At 68.4% G+C, this 23,514-nt stretch carries 12 protein-coding genes and 1 tRNA gene; 9 read left to right on the top strand and 4 right to left on the bottom strand.

The window, feature by feature from the left end; genetic code table 11:
• Positions 1 to 2,070, top strand: a complete 2,070-nt coding sequence (locus QNO21_RS00180; RefSeq protein ID WP_257519723.1) for a bifunctional lysylphosphatidylglycerol flippase/synthetase MprF — start codon at positions 1 to 3, stop codon at positions 2,068 to 2,070.
• A 3-nt stretch (positions 2,071 to 2,073) separates the two neighbouring features.
• Here QNO21_RS00180 and QNO21_RS00175 read toward each other — a convergent pair whose 3' ends face one another.
• Positions 2,074 to 2,280 carry a cold-shock protein gene (locus QNO21_RS00175; protein WP_257495235.1) on the bottom strand — a complete coding sequence of 69 codons (207 nt, stop codon included), beginning with the start codon at positions 2,278 to 2,280 and terminating at the stop codon, positions 2,074 to 2,076.
• Positions 2,281 to 2,441: 161 nt separating this feature from the next.
• On the opposite strand from QNO21_RS00175, the gene QNO21_RS00170 reads away from it, so the two are divergent.
• The gene (locus QNO21_RS00170; protein WP_257519722.1) at positions 2,442 to 2,933 is read left to right on the top strand and encodes a GNAT family N-acetyltransferase; all 492 of its coding nucleotides are present in this window, start codon (positions 2,442 to 2,444) and stop codon (positions 2,931 to 2,933) included.
• A 145-nt stretch (positions 2,934 to 3,078) separates the two neighbouring features.
• Here the strand turns inward: QNO21_RS00170 and QNO21_RS00165 are convergent, their stop codons facing one another.
• Positions 3,079 to 14,694: a PA14 domain-containing protein gene (locus tag QNO21_RS00165; protein ID WP_285178402.1), complete on the bottom strand. Its 11,616-nt coding sequence runs from the start codon at positions 14,692 to 14,694 to the stop codon at positions 3,079 to 3,081.
• A gap of 417 nt (positions 14,695 to 15,111) precedes the next feature.
• On the opposite strand from QNO21_RS00165, the gene QNO21_RS00160 reads away from it, so the two are divergent.
• The 5 genes from QNO21_RS00160 to QNO21_RS00140 are packed head-to-tail and all read left to right on the top strand — an operon-like array spanning position 15,112 to position 20,190.
• Positions 15,112 to 16,131 (top strand): polysaccharide pyruvyl transferase family protein, encoded by a 1,020-nt coding sequence (locus QNO21_RS00160; protein WP_257518666.1) that lies wholly within the window; start codon positions 15,112 to 15,114, stop codon positions 16,129 to 16,131.
• Positions 16,128 to 17,384 carry an O-antigen ligase family protein gene (locus QNO21_RS00155; protein ID WP_257518665.1) on the top strand — a complete coding sequence of 419 codons (1,257 nt, stop codon included), beginning with the start codon at positions 16,128 to 16,130 and terminating at the stop codon, positions 17,382 to 17,384. Before QNO21_RS00160 ends, QNO21_RS00155 begins: the two co-directional genes overlap by 4 nt.
• On the top strand, positions 17,381 to 18,379 hold the full coding sequence (locus tag QNO21_RS00150) for a glycosyltransferase family 2 protein (RefSeq protein WP_257518664.1): 999 nt from the start codon (positions 17,381 to 17,383) through the stop codon (positions 18,377 to 18,379). Before QNO21_RS00155 ends, QNO21_RS00150 begins: the two co-directional genes overlap by 4 nt.
• On the top strand, positions 18,379 to 19,197 hold the full coding sequence (locus QNO21_RS00145) for a glycosyltransferase (protein ID WP_257515145.1): 819 nt from the start codon (positions 18,379 to 18,381) through the stop codon (positions 19,195 to 19,197). Before QNO21_RS00150 ends, QNO21_RS00145 begins: the two co-directional genes overlap by 1 nt.
• Positions 19,198 to 19,212: 15 nt before the next feature.
• On the top strand, positions 19,213 to 20,190 hold the full coding sequence (locus QNO21_RS00140; protein ID WP_257518663.1) for a glycosyltransferase family protein: 978 nt from the start codon (positions 19,213 to 19,215) through the stop codon (positions 20,188 to 20,190).
• A gap of 40 nt (positions 20,191 to 20,230) precedes the next feature.
• Here QNO21_RS00140 and QNO21_RS00135 read toward each other — a convergent pair whose 3' ends face one another.
• Complete coding sequence (locus tag QNO21_RS00135) at positions 20,231 to 21,679, bottom strand: lipopolysaccharide biosynthesis protein (protein WP_257515141.1); 1,449 nt, start codon at positions 21,677 to 21,679, stop codon at positions 20,231 to 20,233.
• 277 nt (positions 21,680 to 21,956) lie between these two features.
• Positions 21,957 to 22,040 (bottom strand) — tRNA-Leu (locus tag QNO21_RS00130).
• A gap of 194 nt (positions 22,041 to 22,234) precedes the next feature.
• On the opposite strand from QNO21_RS00130, the gene QNO21_RS00125 reads away from it, so the two are divergent.
• Positions 22,235 to 22,969: an FHA domain-containing protein gene (locus QNO21_RS00125; RefSeq protein ID WP_257518662.1), complete on the top strand. Its 735-nt coding sequence runs from the start codon at positions 22,235 to 22,237 to the stop codon at positions 22,967 to 22,969.
• Entirely contained in the window at positions 22,962 to 23,513 is a 552-nt protein-coding gene (locus QNO21_RS00120; protein WP_257518661.1) for an FHA domain-containing protein FhaB/FipA, read from the top strand. Before QNO21_RS00125 ends, QNO21_RS00120 begins: the two co-directional genes overlap by 8 nt.
• Position 23,514 lies beyond the last annotated feature (1 nt).

Here is a 23,514-nt window from a genome sequence, read left to right as displayed (position 1 = left end):
ATGATCGAGGGCAGCCCGTCACGCCGGCGTCCGCTGGTGCGCCTGGCCGCCCGCATCCCCGTGACCCTCGTGCTGGTCGGCATCGTGCTCGTCTGCGGGGTGGCCTCGCGAGGGCTCTGGCATCCGCTGTCCTCCTCACCCCTGTGGGACCAGGTCGCCTACGGTCTTCCCGCGATCGTGGACGGCCGGTGGTGGACGCCGTTGACGGGCACCTTCTTCAGCGACCCGCCGTGGCTCTACATCGTGGTGATCTCCGGCTTCGCCGGGGTCGCCTACCTCGAGTACCACCGCGGGTCGCGGGTGGCGCTGGGCTGGTTCACCGCGGGTCAGCTGGTGGGCGTGCTGTGCATGCTGGGGTTCGTCGCCCTCATCTCGCAGCTGTCGTGGCCGTGGGCCGTCGCGATGGCCCACTCACTCGATGTCGGCCCATCGGGGGGCACCATGGCCTGCATCGCGGCATCGGCGACCGCGATGAGCTCCCCCTGGCGAGAGCGGGTGTGGTTCACGGTGCTCGGCGCCTGCGCCGTGCTGCTGCTGTTCTGGGGGACACCCGCCGACATCGTGCACGCGTTCGCGGTGCTGTTGGTGCTCGCGGTGCAGCGCCCCCTGCCGGCACCGCGCTCGACGTTGCGCGAGCGACGCTTGTCGGGCTTCCTGGCCGCCCTCGCGATCGCCACCGCGCAGGTGCTCGTCTTCCTCTCCCCCACCAGCGGCCCGTTCGGAAGAAGTGCCGCCGGCTCCGCCCCGCTGGTCAACCTGGTCGTCGATGTGCTGGTGATCGTGCTCATCGCGCGGGGCCTGCGGCGAGGCCGTCGCTGGGCGTGGCTGGTGGCCGTGGTGCTCGCCGCGGCGAACATCGCCTGGGCCGGCGTGGTCGCGGTGGGACTGCAGATTCCGAGTCTTCCGCGAGACCTCTTCGGCGGAGACCCGACGCCCACCCTGGGCGAAGCCGGTCTGTGGGCGATCTTCCTGGGGTACCTCGTGTGGGCACGGGCCGCCTTCCGCGCCGCCCGGCGCTCAGCGATCGGGTCGTCCGCCGAACCCACCGCCGCCGACGCGGCGGCGCTGCTGCACGCACACGGCGGCGGCACGCTGTCGTGGATGACGACATGGAAGCACATGTCCTACCTGCGCACCGAGACCGGGATCGTGGCCTACCAGCGCCATGCGGGGGTGGCGATCGCGCTGGCAGACCCCCTCGGTCCCCCGGACGGGCGCGCGCACTCGGTGAACGAGTTCATCGCGGCATCCGAGCGCGCCGGCCTCGTGCCGTGCCTGTTCGGCGTCGGGGAGGAGACCCGCCAGGCCGCGCCCTCGACGTGGCGCAGCCTGGTGATCGCCGATGACACGATCGTCGACCTGCCGGGCCTGAACTTCCGCGGCAACGCGTGGAAGCCGGTGCGCACTTCACTCAACCGCGCGGAACGGGAGGGCATGACCTTTCGCCTCACCCGCCTGATCGATGAGCCGTGGGGCGTGCAGGCGCAGCTGCGGGTCATCTCGCAGAGCTGGGTGGGCGGCAAGGAGCTGCCCGAGATGGGGTTCACGCTCGGCACGCTGGAGGAGGCGCGCGATCCCGAAGTGCGACTGGCGCTGGCGGTGTCGCCGCAGGGAGACGTCGACGGATTCCTGTCGTGGCTGCCGGTCTACGGCGAAGACGGCAGCATCGACGGCTGGACATTGGACCTCATGCGGCGCCGCGAAGCCGGCTTCGTGCCGGTGATGGAGTACCTCATCGGCTCGAGCGCATTGCAGTTCGCCGCCGAAGGCGCCCGGATCATGTCGCTCTCGGGCGCGCCGCTCACCCACCAGTACCCACCCGATGCCGGCGTCATCGCGGCGCTCAGCGAGCGGCTGGCCGAGACACTCGAGCCGGTCTACGGGTTCCGCTCGCTGCACCGGTTCAAGGGGAAGTTCCACCCGCGCTACGAGACGCTCTACCTGCTGTTCCGCGACGGAACCGACCTGCCGCGGATCGGCGCAGGACTCGTCCGGGCGTTTCTCCCGGACGCGTCACTGCGACAGTTCGCCGACGCGGGCTTGGAGCTGGTGCACCGCGACGGCGAATGAGTCTCAGATGGGGCGGATGTTCTCCGCCTGCAGGCCCTTGGGGCCCTGTGCGACCTCGAACTCGACCCGCTGGTTCTCCTCGAGCGAGCGGTAGCCGCTCGCCTCGATCGCGGTGTAGTGAGCGAAGACGTCGGCGCCGCCCTCATCCGGTGCGATGAAGCCGAAGCCCTTTTCGGAGTTGAACCACTTGACGGTGCCCTGCGTAGCCATGAATTGCCTTCGTGCTGAGGATGCCGGAGCGGTCGCCCCGACGATCCATACGCTAACGAACGAGGCGTGCCGCGTCAGCCCCCGATTTTCGTTGTGACAAAACCGTTGCATGCGCCTGTCAAGCCGGTCGCGGGGTCCACGGGCGCCGGTAGCGTGGCCGGATGCCACACCTGGAGCTTCGCCCCCTGCTAGACGACGACCTCGACGCGATGTACGAGATGCTCATCCGGGAACCCGCCGCTGCCGCCGCTCTTCCGGGGGTCACGGTGGAGGACCCCCTGGATCGGTCGGTGTTCGATGCCTCGATCGCCGCCGAACGCGCCTCGGACGACATCGACTCCTTCGCCGTCACCGAGAACGGCGCCTTCGTGGGCACTGCCGGGACCTTCACCTTCAAGGACGACCGCGAGGTGGTGTTCTGGATCGCCCGGGCCGCGCGGGGAAGAGGGCTGGCGACCCAGGCACTGCGGATGCTGGTCTCCCGTGAGCCGATCCGGCCGCTGTACGCGCGGGTCGCGGCCGACAACGCCGCCGCCATCGCCGTGCTCCAGCGCATCGGCTTCGCCGAGGTCTCGCGCGAGCCCGCAGCGCCCGCGGCCCGGCATACGGGTGAGCTCCTCTACGCCCTGCTCCCCGTGCTCGACGGCATCTGACCCGGCGCCTTCCGTGGCCGCCCCCCGGGGACCGGGCTTGGCGGCGTCGAGGCCCGGTGAACGGCGGCGGTCAGGAGCCCGCCCGCCCCTGGCATCTGGGTGGCCGAAGGGTGAGCGGGCCGGTCATGAGCCGGGCGAGGCGCGCTCAGGGAACGTGGATCACCTCGATGGCGGAAACCTTGGGCTGGTTGACCGAGGCCGTGAACGCGAGGTTCAGGGTGCCATCCGTCACGGCGATCGTGCGGGTCTCGGCGTAAGCGGTCATCGGAGCGACCTTGGCGTTGAGGTCGAGGTTGACCACTTCGACCGGACCGCCCTCCATGTTGACGGAGAACACGCGCTTACCGGCGCCGCCGGCGCCGCCGCCGGTCGCGCCGTGGTAGATCTCCGCGAAGTGGAGCACGACCTGGTAGTTGCCTGACGCGGGAACCGGGACGGCGTAACTGAACGTGCCCTGGTCCGTGGTCGAACTGCGCTCCGACTGGTAGAGCAGATCGTCGTTGGTGCCGGCGATCTGCGTCACCTGCGTGTTGGAGTACGTCTTCCCACCGGCGAAGAAGGTGTCCGCCTGCCAGTTCACGCCGTTGAGCGTCACCGCCCCGCCGCCGGCGTTGATGCGGATGGGTGCCATTGCGAGAGCCGACGTGTCCACCGGGGCGGAAGCACCCGGGGTTGCATTGCCGGTGGCATCCACCGCGACGACACGGTAGTGGGTCGTCGCGGCCGGGGCAGCGGCGGCGTCACGGAAGACGGTCCCCACCACCAACCCGCCGCCGCTGACCACGGTGTAGGTGCCACCGGCAGTCGCCGACCGCTCAACGCGGTAGCCGATCACGTCACCCGAGGTCGCCGCGGGCCATGAGAGGTTCACGCCCGTGGCATCCGCCGAGCCCGTCGGCGCCGCTGGGGCAGCCGGAGGCGTGGCATCCCCGGTGACCGGCAGGACGTTGGTGACAAGGTAGACGTTGTCCTGGAAGTCACAGTTAGTCGCGCCGTTGCCACAGCCACCCCCTGAGGTGGGACCCCCACCCGAGCTGACGTAGTCATGCCCGATGAACCAGGCGCCCGGAATGATCGCGCCGGCGGCGTTCTTGACCGGCCACGTCTTGACCGCGATGTAATCGGTGCGACTGGTGAGCTTGCCGCTGACACCCAGCGCGAAGGTGGCGGCGTTGGGCACCCCGTTGATCGCCGTCAGCGCTCCCGCCCCCGTCTTGGGATACACCGACTGCGCGTCGAGTCCGGTCATCGAGGCTGACAGGTTGCCCACGGTGAACGTCTCCGCGCCGCCCTGGCCATGGAATGCCGCCAGCTGCACGGCCTGTACGGGCTTCGTGGTGTCCATACGCCGCCACAGCGCCGAGCGATGCTCCTCACCGTCCAGGGCGGCGCCCGGGAGCTCCGATCCGTTTCCGAGGCCCAAGCCGGCGCTGCCTGACGTCGTGGAGCTGTTGAACAGCTGGAAGATCTGCTCCAACGACAACTCGCTGTTCCCCTCCGGGGCGGTCATGTAGCCGCCGCGCAGCTGCACGACGCGCGCCGCGGCAGCCGGATCGCTCGAGGCGATCGTCAGGGTCGCCGTCCGCACGCCCTTCGCCCCGCTGTTGGCGGTGAACGCGACCGACAGCGACTGCGTGCCGCCCGGCGCGATCGTGAACGGCAGCGTTGGGGGGTTGACCAGCTCGAACTGGCCGGGCTGGGCCCCGCCGAGGGCGAGCGAGGTGACCCGCAGGTCCTTCGTTCCGGTGTTGGTCAGGTTGAGCGTCGCGCTCTCATACGTGCGGTACAGCAGCGTGCCGCCTGACGTGGTGCCAGAATTCATGCGGTGCAGCACGACGACGTCGTCTTGCAGCCCGGGCAGCGGTGAGCCGTCCACTTGACGGGGCACCTGCGTGTTCGTCAGCTTGAGCGCGCCGCCGATGTTCAGAACGGTCAACTCCACCGTGCGCGCGGTGATCTTGCCCGTCGAGTCGGTGGCCTCGAACACCAGCACGTAGTCGCCTGGAGTGCTGAGCGAGATCGGCGAACCATACGCCTGGGGTGCTCCTGCGTTGACGGAGTACGTGAACGAGGTGATGGACGCTCCGGATGCCGCGACCGCCGAGGCGGTGACGATCGCCTCCCCCGTCTCCGCCTCGTCTTGCACCGGCACGCCGTTGACATTGACGACGACGCTCGGGGCGGTAATCGCGGTGCCGCTGATGGTCACCCAGTTCAGCTTGGTGTTCAAGCCAGTCGGCTGCAGCGTGAGCTTTCCGTCGGTCACCGTCACTTCTGCGGTGCCCGTGGTGAACATCGTGCCGCTGGTAGGTGTGAAACCGGTGATCAGCTGTGTCCCCTCCGCGGTGAGGCCGTGCACGGAATCGGTGAAGTCCGCGTCACCGACCGACGCGGTGACGGTGTATGTCCCGTTCGCCAAGGCGCGTTCCCATACGCCCGTCGAGCTGACGATGGCGACGCCGCCTGAGGTCGTCATTCGTTGCATCAGAATCATGCCCTGGCGCGTGGGGTCTCCGGCCGGCGACGTGCGCAGGCGCGTCATGTCCGACCGGTCGGCGGGAATGCCGTCCACCAGCCACCCGTGACCGGCGATCGTGCTGTACGCCGTCCCGGTGTCCGCGGTCCAGCCGGAGGGAACAGGGGCCGAGGCGGGTCGGAAGCTGTACCTCGCCACGCTCGTCGGGTCGGTGGGTGTGAGCCCGTCTCCCTTGATCGACACCCAGTTCACCTTGGTGTTCGTGCCGCTGTTGCTGATCGTGAGGCGCCCGTCGGTGACGGTGACCGTGCGGACACCGGTCTGGAAGGGCGTCGCAGCCGTCGGAACGAATCCGTTGATGACCGGCTGCCCCTCCACCAGGACGCCGTGCGTCGAGTCGATGTAGTTGGCGTCGCCGACGGACACTCCCACCTCATAGGTGCCGTTGGGCAGCACGTACTCCCAGTAGCCGTTGGTATAGGTCGGCTGCGTCGAGTTGTCGAGGAACCCAAAGGTCTTGAGTCTCTCATCGGTCGGATACGCGACGCCGACGAGCGGCGCGGTGCGGTACCGCGTGGCCGCGGGGCGGTCGACCGGCTGATCGGTCGCCGCGTTGAACCAGCCGTAGCCACGTTGCGTCGAGAACGCCGTACCGGTCTCTGCCGTCCATCCGTCCAAGAGCGGCGCCGATTCCGGCTGGAAGCGAACCTTCACCTGCGCTCCGTCCGACGGGTCGTCGCCGCCCGGATTGGTCGCGTCGTCGGTGGGGACGATGTCGATGAACCCGATCTTGGTGTTCACGCCCGACCCCATCACGGTCAGGTGACCGTCCGCGACCGTGACGACGCCGGTGGAGATCTTGTGCCGGCCGTTGGAGCCTGCCGTCCCGGACGGCGTGAAGGCGCTCACGACGTTGATCCCCTCGACGTCGACCGCGTGGATCTCCGGATCGGAGTTGACGGCGGGATCGCCGACACCGATGGTCACCTCGTAGTCGCCGTTGGGGAGCTGCATCTCCCAGTAGGAGTCGACCGCCGTCCCGTTGAAGGAGGGCACAGACTCGGGCTGCATGTGCATGAAGCTGTCCAGGCGCACGTCGGCTTGCGCGGTGTTGCGGTCGCGGCCGTTGCCGACGTTCGTGGTGCCGCCCACCGAGATGTCGATGTCGTCCTCGGTATCGACGTTCTTCCAGCCGAAGGTCAGGCCGCTGCCCTGACCGGCCCCCGCGCGGGGCCCGAAAGCCTGTCCGAAGTCGCGCAGGTACCCGGCGGCGAGGTCACCGGAGGCCGTCGTGAAGTCGACCTTGACCGCTTCCCCGCCGGAGCCGGTGTCGGTGACCGGCTTCAAACCACTCACCAGGAAGACGTAGTCCTGGTAATCGCCGTTGTCGGCATCCTCGAAGGCGACGATGTAGCTGTTCGGGATGGTGACGCCGTTGCGGTTCTTTGCGGGGTACACCCGCGCCCGGTGCGCGCTGGCGGCCGGCGAGTTCAGCCGATCCTCGGTGAACCCGTAGCGGCTGAAGTAGGGCGAGAAATAGAAGAGCCCGAACTCCGACTGGCCGGGATCGAACGACATCGTCGATCCGGTACCGGTGGGGGGCAGCAGGGACTGGTAGCCCCCGCTCTTGGTCCCGTCCATCGTGCCCAGCGGTGTGCGCTGTGCCGCCGTGCCGTCGCCGGTGTACCACCCGAAGGTGACCGAGTCCGCCGGCGCGTAGTGGGCCAGCGGCTTCCAGGTGACGTTCGCCGAACCGGCCTTGACGAACAGCGGCTCCAGCACCTCGTCGCCCTTAGCCACCGGCTGCATGCCGCCGGCCAGGTTGGTCCAGCCGACGTTGATGTTATGCCCGAGCGTCGTGACGACTTGGGCGAATGTCGGCTCGTAGCCGCCCTGGATGCCGCTCATGGCCAGTCCGTGCAGACCGACGGACACCGCGGAGGAGTTCCCGCCCACCGTGAGCACCGCGGAGCGGTTGCCTGCCGTGGTGCCTGGGGTGAAGCGCACGGTGAACGTCGCCGAGGCTCCGGGGGCCAGCGACGCGGGCACCGTCCCCTGCACCGCGAACTCCGAGGCGTTAGCCCCGCCGACGGTGACGCTGAGCGACTGCCCCTCGGTCGAGGAGTTAGTCACCGTGATCGACTCCGCGTCCGTGCGGTGCGCTGCGGTCGAGTCCACGAGAGGGCCGTTGCTGGTGACAGCCGACATCACCAGTTCGCTCTTGTCGACGCTGACCTTCGCCGCCTGCTGATTGGCCGGAACGCGCAGCAGGTAAAGCTTCTGCTGATTCCCGGCACGGTCGTACTGGTTCAGATAAAGGTTGCCGTTACGAGTGTCCTCCACCACCTCGAGCGGGTCGTTGAACCCGCCGACCCCGCCGATCGTCGAGTTGGCGACGCCGGTGATGCCCACCTCGGTCTGACCACCCAGGATCTCCCCGCTTACGCTGTCGGCCTGCAGGAAGATGAGGTCGTTGTTGTTCGAGAAGCGCACGACGACGATGCGGTTCTCCAGCTGTCCGCCGAACGTCTTGCTCTGGTACTCGATGGTGCCGTTCGGGCTCTTGTTGAACTCGAAGTCATAGGCGATCCCGCCATAGTTGGACTCGGCCTTCACACCCAGCGCGTACTTGGATCCGCCCTGGCCCGCCGACTTCGGCGGGTTGGCGGAGTCGTTGCCCTCATGAAGCACGAACTCGCACCGGGTGGGGTTGGGGTGGCCGTAGTACCAGCCCTTCTGGACGTCATACAGGTGGTCACGTTGCGTCGGGTGGTTGGCGACGGCCGGCACCGACGTCGGCTGGTAGTCCGGCACCGTCGGGTCCGCGGCCGTCCGGGCGACGCGGGCCTGGCATGCTGCAGTCAGGTCCTGGCCGTTGACCGAGCTGAAGCCGGGGATGCCCGGGGCTGCGACGCGGGTGAACGCTCCGGTGCCTTGGTTGTACGTCACGCCCGGCGAGTTGCCGCCGCCTGCCGTGCCGTTGGTGGCCACGTAGATGTGACCGTTGGAGTGATAGGTCAGGTCGTAGGCGTTGCGAATGCCCGTCGCGTAGATCTTCAGCGGGGCATCGGCTGCATAGGGGTTGTACGGCGCAGCGGCGGAGTAGCCGTTCGCCGCGTTCTCACCGGCGAGCCCGGAGGATGCCGTCTGCACCAGTTGGGGATTGTCGCCTTCAGCGTCGGAGACCGCGGCCTGGACCCGCGGGTGCTCGGCGTCGAAGTAGAGCAGCGCGGCCGTCAGCACTTGCTCGCCGCGCTGACCCCACGAGCTGTCGAGGTCGCCGGCGGCCTGGTTCGACCCCTGCAGGACGAGGATGTCGTCGTTGGGGCCGTAGACCATCGAGTTCGTCAGGTGGTCGGACTGGGACCGCGGCAGCCCCGTGAACACCTTCTTCTCGTTCTGCAGGTTGGGTCCGGTCAGCAGGCTGATGCCGCTGATGAACTGTGCCTGCTCGTTGCCCACGTTCGCCGAGGTCTTCGTGACCCACAGCTTCATGTCGCTCGCCGTGGAGCTCTTGTCCCACAGCAGGCCGACCATGGCGTAACCGGCGTAGCCGAGGTTCTCCATGTTCGACAGCGTCCCGTCGGCGTTCACCGTGAACCGGTACAGTCCCTGCCCGATGGTCGAGCCGTACAGCTTGCCGTCGGGGCCGAAGGCGAACGACGCCCAAAACTTGTTGACACCCGGGAGGGTGATCTCCACCTTCTCGAACGCGACGTTCGTCAGCGGAGTGAACTCATCGCCACCGATGATCACCCCGGCCCCCGTGGTGAACACCGACGAGAAGGGGAGGAAGGAGTTGCCGAACAGGTCCTTGACCCCCACTCCGATCTCGACGCGGTACATGGTGTTCGGAAGGAACCCGCCGTCCGGATAGAAGTTGATCGTGTCGTTGCCGCCAGAGCTGTTGACCGTGCCGGCCACCTCGGTTCCGTCGGCGACCTTGAAGACCCGGACGTTGCCGATCATCGAGGCGTTGTCCACACCGGCGCCCGCATGCACCTTCGCGAAGTTCGCGGCGACGCCGCCCTGGGGGTCGGCCGCCGTCTCACGGTTCTCGGGCGAGATCGTGGTCACGTGCGGCTGCTCGAACGCGACCCCGACGACGTCGACGTAGGCGATCTTCGAATTGAACCCGCCGCGCGCATCGAGGGTGAGCCGCCCGTCCCAGACGCCGACGGTCGTTGTGTAGGTGGTGTACTCCTGCGCGGCAGAGCCCTGGAACCCGTTGATAGCGAGGGCCCCCTCGACGTTGACGACGTGTTGCGAATCGTACGAATCGGCGCCCGCCTCGTCTCCGACCGCGACGATCACCTGGTAGAGCCCGCCCGGGAGCGCGAGCTCCCACTGCCCGTCGACCTTGACGCCGTTCGCGCCGTTGCCACCGTCGACGTCGCCGTACTGCATGTGGACGATCGAGTCCAGACGCGGATCCACGCCCGCGCGCCCGCGATCCCGGCCGTTTCCGACCAGCGACACCGCGTGGCCGTCCTCGTCCGTCCATCCGAACGAGTAGCCGGCCCCCTGACCGGCGCTCGAACGCGGCCCGAACGGCTGCCCCCAGTCGGCGAGGTAGCCGGCGGCGGGGACCGCGTTCGTTGCGGTGAAGTCCACCTTGATGTCGACGTTGTTTGCCTCACGCGGGGTCTCGTACGCCTCGTTCGACGGTGACGACTCATTGCCCGAGGCGTCCACGGCGGTGACCTGGTAGAAGTAGGTCGTGCCGTTGTCGGCATCCGCATCCAGCCACGTGGTCGCGACAACGAGCTGGTCGCCCGATGCGACGACGTCGCCGAGGAATGCGCCCGACTCGAGCGAGCGATAGACGCGATAGCCGGCCAGGTCCGTAGCCGCCGGAGCGGTCCACGTGAGGGTCACCTCGGCGTCGCCGTTTACCGCTGTCAGGCCGGTCGGCGCGGACGGGGCCTCCTCGTCCGGCGCGGACACGAACACCCCGCTGGTCTCCCCCGATGCGACCGATTCGTTTCCGGCCTGGTCGACTGCCGTCATCACGTAGTAGTACGTGGTGTCGGCGTCGACGATGTCGAGGTACTCGCTGCCGGTGATCGGGGACACGTTGCGCTTGTTCGCTGCGGTCAGCGCGACGCCGGGCTGCGTCGAGCGGTAGAGGTTGTACCCGGCGACATCGGTCGAGACGCTCGCGTCCCAGCTGAGCGCCAGCCGGGAGTTGTCCGTTGCTGTCGCGGCCACGTCGCTGGGCGGCGCCGGCGGTGTCGTGTCGGCAGCACCGCTCCGCTCGTAGGAGACGTTGAGCTTGGCGTCACCGGTGGCCTGGTAGTACTCCACCACGATCTCGTGAGGACCGTCGTCGAGGTTCACCGACGCGACCTTGGGAACCTGACCACTGTGGTTGAACCACGCCCCGATGAGCTGCTCACCGTCGACGAACACCCGTACACCGTCGTCGTGGACCGCAGTGAACACATACGTCCCCGCGCCCTCGTCGATCGTCTTGGAGAACCGGGCCGAGTAGTACGTCGACGACACACCCGACGCCGGCGACACACCCGAAGCGAACGCCTGGTCGATCTCTCCCGCACACAGCTCCGCCACCGGCGCACCGGCCAGCTTCGAACCGGCGAAGTAATCCACCGACCACTCCGACGCCTCACACGTCCCCGCAGCTGTCCGCTCGTAGGAGACGTTGAGCTTGGCGTCACCGGTGGCCTGGTAGTACTCCACCACGATCTCGTGAGGACCGTCGTCGAGGTTCACCGACGCGACCTTGGGAACCTGACCACTGTGGTTGAACCACGCCCCGATGAGCTGCTCACCGTCGACGAACACCCGTACACCGTCGTCGTGGACCGCAGTGAACACATACGTCCCCGCGCCCTCGTCGATCGTCTTGGAGAACCGGGCCGAGTAGTACGTCGACGACACACCCGACGCCGGCGACACACCCGAAGCGAACGCCTGGTCGATCTCTCCCGCACACAGCTCCGCCACCGGCGCACCGGCCAGCTTCGAACCGGCGAAGTAATCCACCGACCACTCCGACGCCTCACACGTCCCCGCAGCTGTCCGCTCGTAGGAGACGTTGAGCTTGGCGTCACCGGTGGCCTGGTAGTACTCCACCACGATCTCGTGAGGACCGTCGTCGAGGTTCACCGACGCGACCTTGGGAACCTGACCACTGTGGTTGAACCACGCCCCGATGAGCTGCTCACCGTCGACGAACACCCGTACACCGTCGTCGTGGACCGCAGTGAACACATACGTCCCCGCGCCCTCGTCGATCGTCTTGGAGAACCGGGCCGAGTAGTACGTCGACGACACACCCGACGCCGGCGACACACCCGAAGCGAACGCCTGGTCGATCTCTCCCGCACACAGCTCCGCCACCGGCGCACCGGCCAGCTTCGAACCGGCGAAGTAATCCACCGACCACTCCGACGCCTCACACGTCCCCGCAGCTGTCCGCTCGTAGGAGACGTTGAGCTTGGCGTCACCGGTGGCCTGGTAGTACTCCACCACGATCTCGTGAGGACCGTCGTCGAGGTTCACCGACGCGACCTTGGGAACCTGACCACTGTGGTTGAACCACGCCCCGATGAGCTGCTCACCGTCGACGAACACCCGTACACCGTCGTCGTGGACCGCAGTGAACACATACGTCCCCGCGCCCTCGTCGATCGTCTTGGAGAACCGGGCCGAGTAGTACGTCGACGACACACCCGACGCCGGCGACACACCCGAAGCGAACGCCTGGTCGATCTCTCCCGCACACAGCTCCGCCACCGGCGCACCGGCCAGCTTCGAACCGGCGAAGTAATCCACCGACCACTCCGACGCCTCACACGCGCCGGGCGCCGGCGTCTGGCCGACGGTCGCCGAGACCACTGCGGAGGCGGGCGACACGACAGTCGCTCCATCGGCATCCGCCTCTGTCAGCACGACGTAGTAGTAGATGGTGCCGGCGGCGGCCGTCAGGTCGTCGAACGAGGTCGTCCCGGCGGCGGTCTGCGCGAGCGGCTCACCTGCGGTGGAGATGGTCGGCGTCTGCGCACGGTAGACCCGGTAGCCCGTGGCGTCCGCGACGGCGGTCCACGTAAGCAGCACGCTGTCCGTGTCGGCGACTGCCGACACTCCGCTCGGTGCGGCCGGGGGCTCCACGACGACGGGCTCGGTTGGCACGGTCACGCTCACCTCGGTGGCGGGGGCGGAGTCGGGTGCAGCGGCGGAGACCGCGACGACCGTGTAGTGATACGTCGTATCCGGGTCGATGTCGCCGTCGGCGAAGGAAGTTTCCGTCAGCGGAGCGGCGTTCAGCGGCACAGTCGTGTCGACCGGGCTCGTCGTGCTCCGGAACACGTTGTAACCTTCCGCACCGTCCACTGCATCCCAGCTCAGCGCAACGGTGTCCGTCTCGAAGTCGTGGGCGGCCGAGAGCCCACCGACGGCAGTGAGAGGCGGGGTGGGGATCGCGTAGACCTCAACGAAGGAGATCTTCGTGTTCTTGGTCGTCGCGTCGGTTCCTGGAGCGACGGTCAGTCTGCCGTCGGTGACCTCGACCTGAACGACGCCTTGTTCGAAGTACAGCGGCGCAGCACCCGCGAAGTGATCGATCGCCGTCACACCCTCGACGACGAGGGTGTGCGAACTGTCGAAGTTGCCTGTACTGGTGTCGCCGGCGGCGACCACGACGTTGTATCGGCCATTGGGTACAGCGAGTTCCCACATGCCCTGCTCGTTGATGACCCCTTGGCCCACCGTGGTCGATGAGGCGGTGCCGTACTGCATGTGCATGAGCGTGGGCAGACGGCTGTCCGTGATCCCGTTGAGCTCAGTGCGCACGCGGGCGTTGAGGCCGAAGTCGAAGGGTCCGTCACCGTCGACGGTGACCCAGCCGAAGCCAGCGGCCTCGCTGTACGGGCCACCGGCGTCGCGCGTGTATCCCGGCGCCAGGGCACCGGCCGCAGTAGTGAAGTCGTACTTTCCGACGAGGTCTCCCGTCGGGGCGGGCACGACGGCCGACCCCGTCGCGGCAGGGGAGACGTTGCCCGAACCGTCGACGGCATGAACGGCGTAGTTCCATGACTGCCCAACGAACACCCGCTCATCGGTGTACTTCACATCGGCGAGCAGATTGCCGGTCAGCAGGTTCGCCGCCGTCGCCGCGACGGGTGTCGTCGCGGATCGGTAGACGCGATAACCGGCGACGTCGGTGTCGGCGGGCGCGTTCCACTGCAGCTCGGTCACGTCAAGAGAGCTTGAGACAACGAGGTCGGCCGGGGCTGCCGGTGCGATCGCGTCGAGCTCGGCGACGGTGAAGTCATCGAAGGCGAACGGCACGGCGACGGTCTCGTTGGCCATGTTGCGACGCGTGGCGAAGAGACCCGCAAACCCGTTGGTCTGCGCGTCGGCTGTGTCAAAGGTGGCGGGGACGAGATCCCCGTTGGTGAAGTTGGCCGGAACGGCCACGGAACCCACCGAAATGGGCGCGCCGCTGCCGAGGCTGTAGGTCGCCGAGGCGGTGTTCGCCACCGCATCGACGGTGAGAGCGAGATTCACCGCGGTGGACGCGGGGATCGTCACGTTCACACTGACCTGGTCGACCGATCCGGCATTGGTGTTGGCGACACCGGCGACTTCCCGCGACAACTGCACCTGCCGCGTCGTGGCACTCGGGGCCGTCACGACGAGCTTGAGATAGTTGTCATCGTTCGGGCCGAACCAGATGCCACCCTGCGCCGAGTCGGATGCGTTCGCGGGCATCGACACGGTGGTCGTGAAGAGGAGCTTCTTGCCCGCCGGATCAATCGGAACGCCCAGCGTGTTGTCCTGGGTGTTCTTCCACCGATCATTGCCGCTCGCGTTGGCCGGCATCGTCAAGAAGGCGATGCCCTTCGTGGGGCTGATGGTGAGCTTGCCGGCGGCGACGTCGAGAAACTGCGGCAGGTAATAGCCCTGATACTTCGCCGTAGGGTCGATGGCGACGGACTGCTCCGCCGACGATGGCTGCACGACGGTGAACCCGGTGTCCTGGCCGTCAGCATCGTGCAGGCCGGGGTCCGCACCGTCGAATGTCAGAGTCTGGCTGTTGTCGGCGACCACCTCCGCAGCCGGCAGCGGAGAGTACGGCGACGGCCACTGTGCCGGCGACGTGGGCAGCACGTAGTCGTGCGCTGCTGCCGGGGCCACCACCAGCCCGGAGCACACGAGCGCAAGCGCCGCGGCGACTGCACCGCCTCGCAGTCGTCGCGACCAGCGCGGCGGTGCCGCCTTGTCGTTGCGATCCCCATTGACCAAAGACTGACGCATGTCGTGACTCCCCACGGGCACGAGCGACGCCCCCATCCCCCAAAGGATGCTGGAGGGCGTCGGGTTCTTCGAGATGCCGCATCCCCACGACGCGACGACTCGCTGCCCCTCGGGAGGGCAGGTGTTCGGAATGTATCGGTCTTTCAGCAAATGCACAACAATTCACCAGGGAGCATTCAGTTCGACCCGAGCATGTGGGCAGAGCCGGCGGTTGCGCCGCGGAGGGCTACTGCTATGGTGTGCTCCATCCGGGCCGTCCCGAACGGCGCTTCCTGCCTCACAACGACCGTGAGGCAGCGACCGGTACTTCTTTGGGGGAAGTGATGATCTGGGGAAATCGTGTCATCGGCGCCCGCTGCCGCATTGGATGAGGCGCCGGCGCAGGCGTCCTCCGCGCGGGTAGCAACCTTCACGTACTTGTCCGGCCAGTACGACAATCTCGGCGACGCCCTGCTGCGCCGCGCCTTCGTGCACGCGCTCAGCGCTGACTACCGCTGGCATGTCTACGTGGGCGACGCCCCCGCTGACTACCTCGCCGCCCTGCAACTGCCACCCGACGCTGCGCTGTATCGCTCGTTCTCCCGCTGGCTCCTCATTGCTTCACTGCGCATGTTGCGCCCCCGCCGGGCGCGGTTCCTGTCCAACCCTGGCGAGATCTCCTCGAGTCGCACCGAGTTCGGGCTCGGGGTGGCGTCGGCTTGGCTCCTGCTGCTGGGTCGCTTGGTGGGCAATCCCGGCTTCCGAGTAGGCCTCGGTGCTCGGGATCGCGTGCTTCCCGCGAGCGTCGGCCACGAAGTCGCGGCACGATTGGCGCGCCGCAACACGTGGCGCGATGAAGAATCACGGCGCATGTACGGTCGCGGCGAGGTCTCTCCCGACTGGGCCTTCTCCCTGTCCCCGCGGCCACCGGATGAAGAGCGGCGCTACGTCGCACTGGTGTATCGGGCAGACTGGCCGCTGCCATCGGACGAGGTGCTGCAGTCCGTCGTGTCGTGGTCCCGCCGCCACGGACTCGAACCGGTCGCGGTGAGCCAGGCTCTGCGCGATCACGAGGGAACGGCGGCGCTCGCCCAGAGGCTCGGCCTGCGTCACGTGGGGACGGACACCCGAAGCCTCACCGTCCTCGAGCGTCAGGTGCGCGCACTGTACAGCGCCGCGGCGGTCGTCGTCGGCAACCGCGTCCACGGCCTCATTGTCGGCGCGGTCGACGGGGCTGCGCCGGCGATCGTGATCGGACACCCCGACGTCAAGCTCGCCCGCACGCTGAGGGCGGCAGGCTTGTGCGCCCACGACGGGGTCACCGTCGACGCTCCGCACGCGGTGGGCCCCTACCTCGATCTGGTCCACGCTCAGCGGACGGCCGACGGCGCCGCGGTCCTGCGCGCCGACGCGGCGCTGCGCCGTCTTGCGGATGCCGTGAACGGGGCGAGATCGTGACCGTCGCGATCATGGCGCGCACGGGCCCGGTCGCCGGACGACCCGCAACGATCCGGCCGCTCCTGGCTGCGACGGTGTTCGTGCTGCTGATGGCCGTGACCGCACGCGGCGCCATCGAGACCGTTACGGGCAAGCAGCCGGCCTACGCCGTGCAGCTGATCTGCGCACTGCTGCTCGTGGGCGTTCTGCGCGTTCGCGCCACCCCCGTGCCGGGCAGGGCGCGGCGATGGGGCGTCTACGTCGCGCTCTATGCCCTCGTCGCCGGCGGCATCGCATCCGCGATCATCACCGTCAACACCTGGCATCTCGGGTCGATCGTGGCGCCGGCGCTCTACATAGGCACCTTTTCCGCGTTGGGTCTCCTGCTCTGCTGGGGCACGGACCGCACCCGGACCTCCGACAACCTCCGGGTGGTGGCGCCCGCGGGGGTCGCCGTCGTGGTGTTGCAGGTGGCCGTCGGGACGGGGCAGCAGCGCTTGGGCTGGTCATTCGCGTCGGGCTCGGACCAGGCCTCGGTCGAAGCTCTGGTCCGGCCCGCAGGTCTGACCGGAAGCTACCTCCACTATCCGCTCGTGCTGGCCGTTCTTGCTTTTATGCTCTTCGGGGTATGGATGCGGGGCCGCTCGGCGCTCGCGATCCTGGGCTCGGGCGTCGCCGTGATGGGTGTGCTGCTGAGCTATTCCCGTTCGGGCATGATGATCCTCGCCTTCACCCTGCTCTTCGCCTTGCTCTTCAGTCGCACGGCGTCAACGCGTCTGGCGACCGTGATCGTCGGTCTTCTCGCAGGTGCGGGGACACTGCTGTTCCTTCAGGGGTCCCCTGTGCTCGATCGTGCTCTCAGTGCACTAGACATCGAGTCGACGGGCAACGTCGGCCGTCTGGCGCAGTGGCAGGCCGGGGTGGAGATGTGGACGCAGTCGCCTCTGGTGCTGGGCAGCCACACGGGTCTCGTGACCAACATCACGCGGAACTTCGGCGGCCTCTCGATCGGAGTAGTCGAGTCCAGCGTCCTCCAGCAGCTGCTCAACCTGGGCCTCGTCGGCGCGGTGGCCACGTATTGGCTGCTCTTCGCGGTGGTCCGCGCCATCCCCGCCACAGACATCTGGGTGCGCGCGGGAGCCGCCGCGTGCCTCGCCCAGACCGCCGTCTACCAGTCGATCGAGGTGCTGCCATTCATGACGCTGCTGGCCGTCCTGCCGCTGGCGTTCACCTCCGCGCCGGTCACGGCGCAGCAACTCGGGAGGACTCGATGATCGACCCACCCCTCGTGAGCATCGTCCTCGCCGCATACAACGCCGAGGCGCATGTGACGGGAGCGCTGGCCCGGCTGACCGGACAGACATACCGCCGCATCGAAGTGATCGTGGTCGACGACGGATCTGAGGACGACACCCTCGCCACCGCCCGCCGGGCAGCCGCGAGCGATCCGCGGCTGCGCGTGGTGGCGAACAGCGGGAACCGCGGCGTGGCTGCCGCGCGCAACCGCGGCACCGAGGCGGCTGCCGGCGAGTACATCTGGTTCGCCGACGTCGACGATGGCTGGTCGGATCGATTCGTGGAGCTCATGGTCTCCGCAATCCAGGCCACCGACGCCGACGTGGCGGTCTGCTCCGCCGAGTACCGATACGGCCCCCGGCTCGACCGGCGCGAACCGGTCGTGCGCTATCGGCAGCGGACGACGCTCACCGGTGACAAGGCCGCCGCGTGTCTGTTGCGCGGCACCGGCGCGCTCTGGAACAAGCTCTTCCGACGAGACCTCCTGGGGCCGGCACCCTTCCCGGCCCTGCGGTCGAAGTCCGATCACGGCGCGCTGCTGCGCGTGCTTCCTCGACTGCGCACGGTGACGATCGTCAGAGACACCTTGTACACCTACATCCAGCGCGACGGATCCATCAGCAACGGTGGAGTTGCCGAGCCTTCCAACTTCCTCAGCCTGCTCACGATCGCCGACCAATCCGTAATGCGCATGGAGACGTCCCGCGCGCTGCGCCGCGCCGCTGTCCGCTTCCGCTGCGTGATAATCGCGCGAGCCCTTCGGGAGACCTGGCGATTCGCGCGGCTGGAGGAGGACACCAGTTCTGAACTGGCGCGGCGGGTGCGCTGGGTGGATCTGCTGGGCGGGCACCCGGCCGATGTCCGCACGCTGGTCACCTGCGCTGCCGCCAAGTGCTCGCCGGGGCTGGCCCGAACAGCCTTTCGCACGCTGGGGCGGTCGCGCTGGCCCGAACACGGGATCGTGATGTCGTGATGTGGTCACTGATCACGGTGACCTACAACAGTGCACCGGACCTGCGGACCTTCTGGTCGCACCTGCGTCTGGAGGACGGCGTCGAGTGGATCGTCGTGGACAATGGCTCCGCCGACGACAGCGTCGCGATCGCCGAGAGCCTGGGAGCGCGGGTATTCCACACCGGGCGCAACGTCGGGTTCGCTGCCGCCAACAACCTGGGCCTTCGAATGGCTTGCGGTGATCTGGTGCTCTTCGCCAACCCCGACCTCCGCGTGCAGATCGCGGATCTCACCGAGATCGGGCGCCTGCTCGCGCTGCACGGCGGCCTGATCTCCCCCCGGCTCACCCACCCCGACGGGTGCTATCAGTACAACGGGCGAGGCTGGCCGTTCCTGCTGTGGAAGGTCGGCAATCGGCTGGGGCGACGGGACACCCGCGCGCAGTATCTGCGCACGGTCGGGGATCGCGAGCACGCTCGGGTCGTGTGGATCACCGGGGCCGCCGTGGCCGCCCGACGCGCGGATTTCGAGGCCATCGGAACGTGGGACGAGTCCTACTTCCTCTACAACGAGGACGTCGAGCTCGGGCTGCGCGCGCTGCGACGCGGCCTCTCCGTCGGCGTCGCGGGCGGGATCGAGTGGGTGCACGGGTGGTCTCGCGACCCGGCGAACTGGCGAATGAGGGCCATCGTGCGCGAACTGGTGTCGACGGTGAAGTTCTACCGCCGGGAGCCGCTCTTCCTGCTGTGGCCGGCCGCGCTCTGGCGAGGATCGCTCGACCAGCGCCTGCGACGACGTTACGGAATCGGTTTAGACGACGCTGGGGCCCCCGTGTGAAGGCCGCGTCCTGACATGCGAGTGCTGCAATCTGTGGGAGCACCGGGACCCACCGTCAAGTTCATCGACCAAGTCACCCGTGACACCCCCGACGACATCCACTTCGTGTACTTCTCCTGGCGCGCTGCTCTGGCAGCGCGCTACGACGTCGTTCACATCCACTGGCCGGAGTTCTTCGTCCGTTCCCGCTGGCCCGCAGTCGGAGCCGTCAAGCGCGCCGTGACTCTCATCCTCCTGCGACGCTGGCGCGCCCGGGGGGTACCCATCGTCCACACGGTCCACAACCTCGCGCCACACTCGGCGCTCTCCCCCCGACAGGCGAGCGTAGTGGAGAGGATCATCGGCGGCGCCGCGGTCCGTGTCGCGCTGAACGCAGGCACCCCTCCGCGCCCGGGAATACCTCAGGTGGTCATTCCGCACGGAGACTATCGCGAGCGGTTCGGTCAGCTGCCCCCCGCGCACCGGGTGCCCGGAAGGTTGCTGGCCATCGGACGCATCGAGCCGTACAAGAACGTCCCGCGGCTCATCCGACTGGCGGAACAGGAGGGCTGGGAGCTTCGGGTCGTGGGCGAGCCTGGGCCGGGCATGCGCCGCCCGCTGCAGGAACAGCTCGACGCACTGGATGCCGGTCACCGGATCTCCTCGGTGCTCGCCCATGTCGATGACGCGGCGCTGGTGACAGAGGTCACGGCGGCGCAGTTGGTAGTCCTCCCTTATCGTGATCTGCATAATTCCGGCATCCTGCTGGTCGCACTCTCCCTGAACCGTCCAGTGCTCGTTCCCCGCAACACCTCCACGGAGGAGATCGCTGCGGCCGTCGGCGACGGGTGGGTGTGCCTCTTCGACGGCGAGCTGGACGCTGCCGACATCACTTCCGCGCTCGCGGCGACCGCAAGCCTCGACGGTGAGCCTGCGCTGGAGGACCGCTCGTGGGCCCGCATCGCGGCCGCCTACGCGGATGTGTACCGGCGAGCGCGCCCGTGTCACCGCTAGCCGACCGCGGCGTTCGGCCGACCGGCCGACCGGCCAGCCGTCAGCGGTAGCGGATGCGACGCAGGACGTTCCCGAGCTGGTGCAGATCCGCGCGCACGCCAGGCCACACCGCGAGGCAGAGGGCGAGCCAGGACGCAAAGATGCCCACGAGCACGCTGAGCTGCCCCAGGGCGCTCCAGCTGGACAGCAGCGTCGCGGAAAGGGTGAAGCACACCGCGCTCACCGGCGCGAAGAGAAGAAGGGGGCGACCAGCGATCCGCAGCAGCGGAGCCGCGGCGATGCCGGTGCGGCGCAGGGGGAACCGCGTCGTCAGCGCCCACATCACGACTTGCCCGACCGTCGACCCGACAGCCACCCCCACCGGGCCGAACGCCACTCCGACGACCATCATCGCCACCATCGCCGAGCGACCGATCAGAGTCCACCGCAGCTGCAGTCCCGTGAGCGCGAGCGAGAGGAACACCCAGTGATAGACGAAACCGATGCCCTGGAACACGCCGCCGACCGCGAGCACCGCGAAGATCGGTACCACCGCGTCCCACCCGGGGCCGAGCACCAGTTCGGTGAGCGGGTCCGCGACGGCCGCGAGCAGCAGGAACATGCCGCCGAAGCAGTAGGCCAGGATCAGCTGACCCTTGTGCACGTAAGCGGTGAACCGCTCGTCGGTCTGCACGCGCGAGAGCACTGGAAGGGCGACGCGCGTCATGGGTGCGGCGATCTGGGTCATCGGCAGTCGGAAGAGCTGGTACGCGCGGTCGTAGGCCCCTAGCGGAGCCGCGCCCCACACGCGTCCGATCAGGATGCTGTCGACGTTCGACGTGGCGTACGAGAACAGCTGCACCCCCAGCGTGTTCGCGCCATAGCGATAGAGGGCGCCCATGCCCTCGTCCCGGCGGGGCCGGCCCGGGACCCAGCGGGCGGCGAGCGGCAGGATTAGCACCGGCACCACCACCAGCGCGATCTGCTGCCCGACGAGCGCCCACGTGCCACCACCCTGCAGCGCAATGATGATCGCTGATGCCAGAGCCACGGCTGCTGCGGCGACGTCCGCGGCGGCGATCCACCCGAATCGCATCTGAACCGACAGCTCCGCGCGGAACTGCGCGGTCACCGCCGACAGAAAGAGCGTGAGCGACAGCATACGCATGATCGGGTCGACGTCCTCGTTGCCGTAGAAGTCCGCCAGCGCCGGCGCGCCCAGCACGCCGGCCAGGCAGAGCCCGGCCCCGAGCAGGCTGTTCGTCCAGAACAGGTTGCTCCGCTGCTGGTGCGTGATCGTGCGCGACTGCACCGCCGCCATCGAGAGGCCGAAGTCCCCGACGACGGTCGCTATGCCCACCACCGCCACCACCATCGCGAAGACACCGAAGTCCGCGGGATCGATGAGACGTGCGAGCACGAAGATGCCGATCGCCTGCACACCGAAACGGAGCAGTTGACCGGCGAGCGTCACCGCTCCGCCGCGCGCCGCGGCATCCGCGACGCTCATCTCGTCCCCCGCGCGATCCCGCCCGCCCGCTGGCGGTCACCGCCCCGCCGGCCCCACCCGTCGGTCACGTTCCGCCCTTCCCCTCCGAATGAGCCCTCACCCTACTGCACGGCCTCCGCACGCCCGTCCGTCCGTCACAGGTGCATGCCGCGGTGGCACGGTCCGCCCCGCCCGCCCCGATCCATGAGACCGGCGCGGCTCACCGAGGCGCCCCGGCTGGCGGCCGCCGCGGGCAAAAGAAGAAGGGCCCCCGGTCCGGGGGCCCTTCTTCGTGTTGTGCGCGAGGGGGGACTTGAACCCCCACGCCCTTGCGGGCACTGGCACCTGAAGCCAGCGCGTCTACCTATTCCGCCACTCGCGCGAGCCGCGCATGCGCGGACTCAACTTCCCGAGAATATCACGACTCCGGGGGTGCCTTTCGCGCCTGCACCGCCTCCGAGTACAGCGGGGATGCCGCCAGGGGCCGCCATTCGCGAAGCCAGGAACCCCGAAATGACGTTCTCCCAGCCGGTGCAACTAGCATGTAGCGACCGGTCTGCCTGCCTGAGGAGTCGCGTGGGACTACTTGACAGCTTCGAGAAGGGGCTCGAACGCGCTGTGAACGGCGCGTTCGCGAAGACCTTCCGCAGCGGCGTTCAACCCGTCGAGATCGCCTCGGCGCTTCGCGCCGAGCTCGACGCGAAGGCCGCCGTCGTCAGCCGCGACCGCATCCTGGCGCCGAACACGTTCACCGTGCGACTGGCACCGAGTGACGAGGAGCGCATGCGCTCGTTCGGCAGCACCCTGGGCGAAGAGCTCGACACCCTCGTGGCCCAGCACGCCCGCGCGCAGGGTTACTCGTTCGCCGGACCGGTGTCGATCTCGGTCACGCGCGACGACCAGCTCACGACCGGCACCCTGCGCGTCGACTCGCAGACCGCGCAGGGCAGCGTGGCGTGGCGCGGCGTCATCGACATCAACGGCACCCGGCATCCGCTGGTGAAGGGCCGCACGGTGATCGGCCGCGGCAGCGACGCCGACATCACCATTCCCGACGCCGGCACCAGCCGCAAGCACGTCGAGATCCTCTGGGACGGCGAACGCGCCATGGTGCGCGACCTCGGTTCCACCAATGGCACCAAGCTCGACGGTCGGCGGGTGACCGAGGCGCCTCTGCCGCCGGACTCGACCGTGACGATCGGCCGCACCGACATCGTCTTCCGGGTAGTGGCACAGGCCCAGCCGACCCGCCCCGCGCGCCCGGCGGACGCCACCCGCGCCTACGACGTGCGACGGGGTGCCGATGAGTGAGCTGACCTTGCTGCTGCTGCGCATCGGATTCCTCCTGGTGCTGTGGTTCTTCGTGTTCGCGGTGATCTACTCGCTGCGCGCGGATCTGTTCGGTGTGAAGGTGCGCAAGCTCCCGGAGCCCGCGGCGGCCGCTGCCGCCTCGGGCACGACGACCCCCGGCGGCACGACCCCGGTGGCGGATAGGAACGCGGCCCCCACCGGCGGCAAGCCGGCATCGCCCTCTCCGAAGGCGGGCGGTCCGGCCACCACCGGCACCGTCACGCGCATCGTCGTCACCAGCGGCCCGAAGGCGGGCCTCGAGCTCCCGCTGGGCAACGAGCCGCTCACGATCGGCCGCTCCAGCGAGTCCGGCCTCGTGATCCGCGACGACTACACCTCCAGCCACCACGCACGTCTCGTGCTGTGGGGCGACCAGTGGATGATCCAGGACCTCGATTCCACCAACGGCACGTGGCACGACGGGCAGCGCGTCGCCGCCCCCGTCGCGATCAAGGTCGGCGCCCCCATCAAGGTCGGCGCGACGACCTTCGAGCTGCGGAAGTAAG

This window comes from Microbacterium sp. zg-Y818 (assembly GCF_030246905.1).
Taxonomy (GTDB): domain Bacteria; phylum Actinomycetota; class Actinomycetes; order Actinomycetales; family Microbacteriaceae; genus Microbacterium.
The sequence above is the reverse complement of the archived record's forward strand: the minus strand, read 5'-3'. Positions and strand labels throughout refer to the sequence as shown.

What these genes read in the sequence shown, in the direction of transcription:
- QNO21_RS00175 (WP_257495235.1), bottom strand. Translation starts at nt 2,280, where the DNA reads ATGGCTACGCAGGGCACCGTCAAGTGGTTCAACTCCGAAAAGGGCTTC.
- QNO21_RS00180 (WP_257519723.1), top strand. Translation starts at nt 1, where the DNA reads ATGATCGAGGGCAGCCCGTCACGCCGGCGTCCGCTGGTGCGCCTGGCC.
- QNO21_RS00145 (WP_257515145.1), top strand. Translation starts at nt 18,379, where the DNA reads ATGTGGTCACTGATCACGGTGACCTACAACAGTGCACCGGACCTGCGG.
- QNO21_RS00170 (WP_257519722.1), top strand. Translation starts at nt 2,442, where the DNA reads ATGCCACACCTGGAGCTTCGCCCCCTGCTAGACGACGACCTCGACGCG.
- QNO21_RS00135 (WP_257515141.1), bottom strand. Translation starts at nt 21,679, where the DNA reads ATGAGCGTCGCGGATGCCGCGGCGCGCGGCGGAGCGGTGACGCTCGCC.
- QNO21_RS00120 (WP_257518661.1), top strand. Translation starts at nt 22,962, where the DNA reads ATGAGTGAGCTGACCTTGCTGCTGCTGCGCATCGGATTCCTCCTGGTG.
- QNO21_RS00165 (WP_285178402.1), bottom strand. Translation starts at nt 14,694, where the DNA reads ATGCGTCAGTCTTTGGTCAATGGGGATCGCAACGACAAGGCGGCACCG.
- QNO21_RS00140 (WP_257518663.1), top strand. Translation starts at nt 19,213, where the DNA reads ATGCGAGTGCTGCAATCTGTGGGAGCACCGGGACCCACCGTCAAGTTC.
- QNO21_RS00150 (WP_257518664.1), top strand. Translation starts at nt 17,381, where the DNA reads ATGATCGACCCACCCCTCGTGAGCATCGTCCTCGCCGCATACAACGCC.